At 67.4% G+C, this 3,080-nt stretch carries 1 protein-coding gene and 1 pseudogene; one reads left to right on the top strand and one right to left on the bottom strand.

Features of this window, described 5'->3' with window-relative positions; all coding sequences use genetic code 11:
* Positions 1-1,056: 1,056 nt before the first annotated feature.
* A pseudogene (locus tag BCD49_RS46115) lies at positions 1,057-1,470 on the bottom strand (recombinase family protein); the annotation flags it as partial.
* A 521-nt stretch (positions 1,471-1,991) separates the two neighbouring features.
* Here BCD49_RS46115 and BCD49_RS08100 point away from each other — a divergent pair.
* Positions 1,992-2,741: a Mut7-C RNAse domain-containing protein gene (locus tag BCD49_RS08100; RefSeq protein WP_071041340.1), complete on the top strand. Its 750-nt coding sequence runs from the start codon at positions 1,992-1,994 to the stop codon at positions 2,739-2,741.
* Positions 2,742-3,080: the final 339 nt, after the last annotated feature.

Raw genomic sequence — 3,080 nt, 5'->3', positions numbered from 1 at the left:
CCAGGCATGATCGGATGGCAGCTCGCCGCCATCCTCGTGGGTCGGTCCCGGTCTCGGAGTTCACCGGCTTCTGGTTCCCGCCCGGAGGTGGTCTTTGTGGAAGTCTGCTGGTAGCTATTTCGCGCTGCCACGCCATAACGTCGAGGAGCCATTGACCGAACGCGGCATGGCTGTTGATCACTTGGTCGTGGATAGATAGGTCTGCCGGTTCACCCGCTGCTGATCGCCTTCGCCCGGCCCTGCCTACACAGGCCGGGTCGGCAGCACTCACGACGATCGCGATCTGCTTGCAAGCAACTTTACCGAGGCCCTAGGTCGCAATCGGCGTCGTGGACGAGGATCTCGTGGGCGCTGCGATGTAATCCCGCTCCTCGTGAACGTTAAGCGGTTATGGCCCGGCGACCGCCCACGACTCCGAGGACCCTGTCGACCGCCAGACCAACAACCGACCGAATGTCACATTTTCGTAAGATACAACATCGCAGGCAGATCTTGCTAATCTCCAGAAGCTAGGTTCCAGGATTTCTCAAGGCTCGCCTCCACCGCCCCAGCCGTGATCCGTAGCTCCCTCCATTCTACTGCCACCTCGAGTGCTTCATTCGTCCAGATTGAATCCGGTCCCGAATTTACGGAATCTACTCTTTTATTGACTTTCAGGAGCAGAAGAAAATCCTCGCCCTCAAGTGACCCATCGGCAACCCTCGCGCGAGCCACATACAGCACGTCGTCGAATTGGAGCAAGAGCTCATCCGCTCCCACGTTCGACTGTCGCAAGTAGGAAACCTGACGGTCCGATGTGGCACTGAGCAAGCCCAGAACAGCCAGAGCCCACCGACGGAAGTCCTCTATCTTTTGATCATCAATCACCGGATGATGCCCCCTAGATCCTGTACCGTGCCAGAACTCGGTCTCGGGGCGTTGACCTGCAACTTCGCTGCCAGGTGCCGTGGCGGATGATCGTGGCTCATGGTCGTGCGACTGGTGTATCTGGTCATGGTGCGGGTGTTCAGCTGGCTCGTTCTGCTCACCCGCAGCGATGCGGCGACGATGACGGAACTACTGGTCTTGCGCCAGGAGGTCGCCGTGCTGCGTCGCCAGGTCGAGCGGCCTCGGTTCACCCGGCCGGATCGCGCGGTCTTGGCCGCGCTGGCCCGGCTGCTCCCCCGCGGGGCCCAGTCCTGCCGGCTGGTGACCCCGGCGACGCTGCTGGCCTGGCACCGCCGGCTGGTCCGTCAGCGGTGGATCTACCCGCACCGCACCGGTCGCCCGTCGGTAGACGACGCGGTACGGGCGCTGGTGATCCGCCTGGCGAGACAACCCGTCCTGGGGGCATCGCCGGGAGCGGCCGAGCCGGTCGAGCTTGGTGATGACGAGCTGGTCGCCGGCGCGGTTCGCGGACAGGAGCGCCTTGTCGAGCTCGGGGCGGCGGACAAGCTTACCGGAGGCCTTGTCGATGAAGATCGCGTCGTAGCCGGTCGCTCGGAGGGCGTCGTGTTGGGCTTCGGCGTGCTGGTCGCGGGTGGAGACCCTGTTGACCTGCTATTTCGCTACCAGGCGCGGCGGTGCATGATCTCCGTTCATGGTGGTGCGGCTGGTGTACCTGGCCATGGTCCGGGTGTTCGGCTGGCTCGTCCCGCTGACCCGCGCCGACGCAGCGAGGACGACGGAACTGCTCGTGCTCCGTCACGAGGTAGCAGTGCTACGCCGTCAGGTCGGGCGGCCTCGGTTCACCTGGCCAGACCGCGCGGTCCTGGCCGCGCTCGCCCGGCTGCTCCCCCACGAGGTCCGGGCATGTCGGCTGGTGACCCCGGCGACGCTGCTGGCCTGGCATCGCCGCCTGGTCCCGCGCAGTTGGTCGGGCAGCCCGCAGATCTCACGCTCAGTCCCACCTATCGGGTTCAAACAACCGRCACAGACCCGCGACCGGGTGCGCCGCCAGAGACTCGAACCCGAACCCGCGGATGAGGGTGTCCGGCGGGTAGGCAACTGGTGTGGTGGTACTGGAGGTCRCCGAGGAACTGCGGCCGTTGCTGTACGGGTCCTGGCGGCGGGCGGAGAAAGGCGGGCTGGTCGACGGGCCGCCGCCGGATCCGGACGCCACGCTGGGCCACGTCGTGCAGTCGGTCGGGGTGCCGCTAACCGAGGTCGGAGCGCTACGACGGGCCGACGGCACGCTCCTCAGCCCATCCTGCCGGCCCGGGCTGGACGAGATCGTGCGGGTCGAGCCAGCGGCGCGTCCCCAGCCGTTGACCGAGCCGCGGTTCGTCCTCGACGTGCACCTGGGCGCGTTGTCCCGTCGGCTGCGACTGCTCGGCCTGGACGTGGCCTACCGCAACGACGCCGCCGATGACGAACTCCTCGCCCAGGCGATCCGAGAGCGCCGGGTGCTGCTGACGCGGGACCGGGGCCTGCTGTTCCGGCGCAGCCTGCCGCACGGCGCATACGTCCGCGGCGACCGGCCGGACGATCAGGCACACGATGTCCTTGACCGGTTCGCGCCGCCACTGGCACCGCTCACCCGTTGTGTCTCCTGCGGCGCCGAACTGCGGCCGGTGCCGAGGGAAGAGGTCCTCGACAAGGTGGAGCCCGGTACCCGGCGCACCGCGACCCACTTCACCCGCTGTATCGCCTGCGGCCAGATCTACTGGCGCGGCGCCCACGCCCGCCGCCTCGACGCCTTCATCGCCACGGCCAGCGCGGAACGTCCCGCAACACGCCGCCTGACCAGCGAAACCGCGTAACTGCACCCTTCAGGCCAGYCTGATCCACCGCGCCCGCGCCACCGAGCGCACCCTCACCGGCGTCATAGCCCGCAGCGCGTAGACGAGTCCCACCCGCGGACGGTCCGCCGCCGGCCGCCCCTCTGCCAGCGACAGTCTCGTCTCCGCCGTGATGCAGCCCGCCGACTCGCCGCCGCGCGGGCGGCGTCGGGCCCCAGCTGCCCGACGACGATGTCGGCATTCCACGGCCGATTCGGCACATCTGTGAGAGCCTGTCCTGAATCTTGAAGGGCTATCAGCTCGCCGTGTTCGGTTGCTCGCGGGCCGTCCAGCGTTCGACGGGCTTGCCGCGGACGAGGC

The organism is Pseudofrankia sp. EUN1h, assembly GCF_001854645.1.
Taxonomy (GTDB): domain Bacteria; phylum Actinomycetota; class Actinomycetes; order Frankiales; family Frankiaceae; genus Pseudofrankia; species Pseudofrankia saprophytica.
Note: the sequence above shows the minus strand (reverse complement) of the source record. Positions and strands in the feature narration are given on the sequence as shown.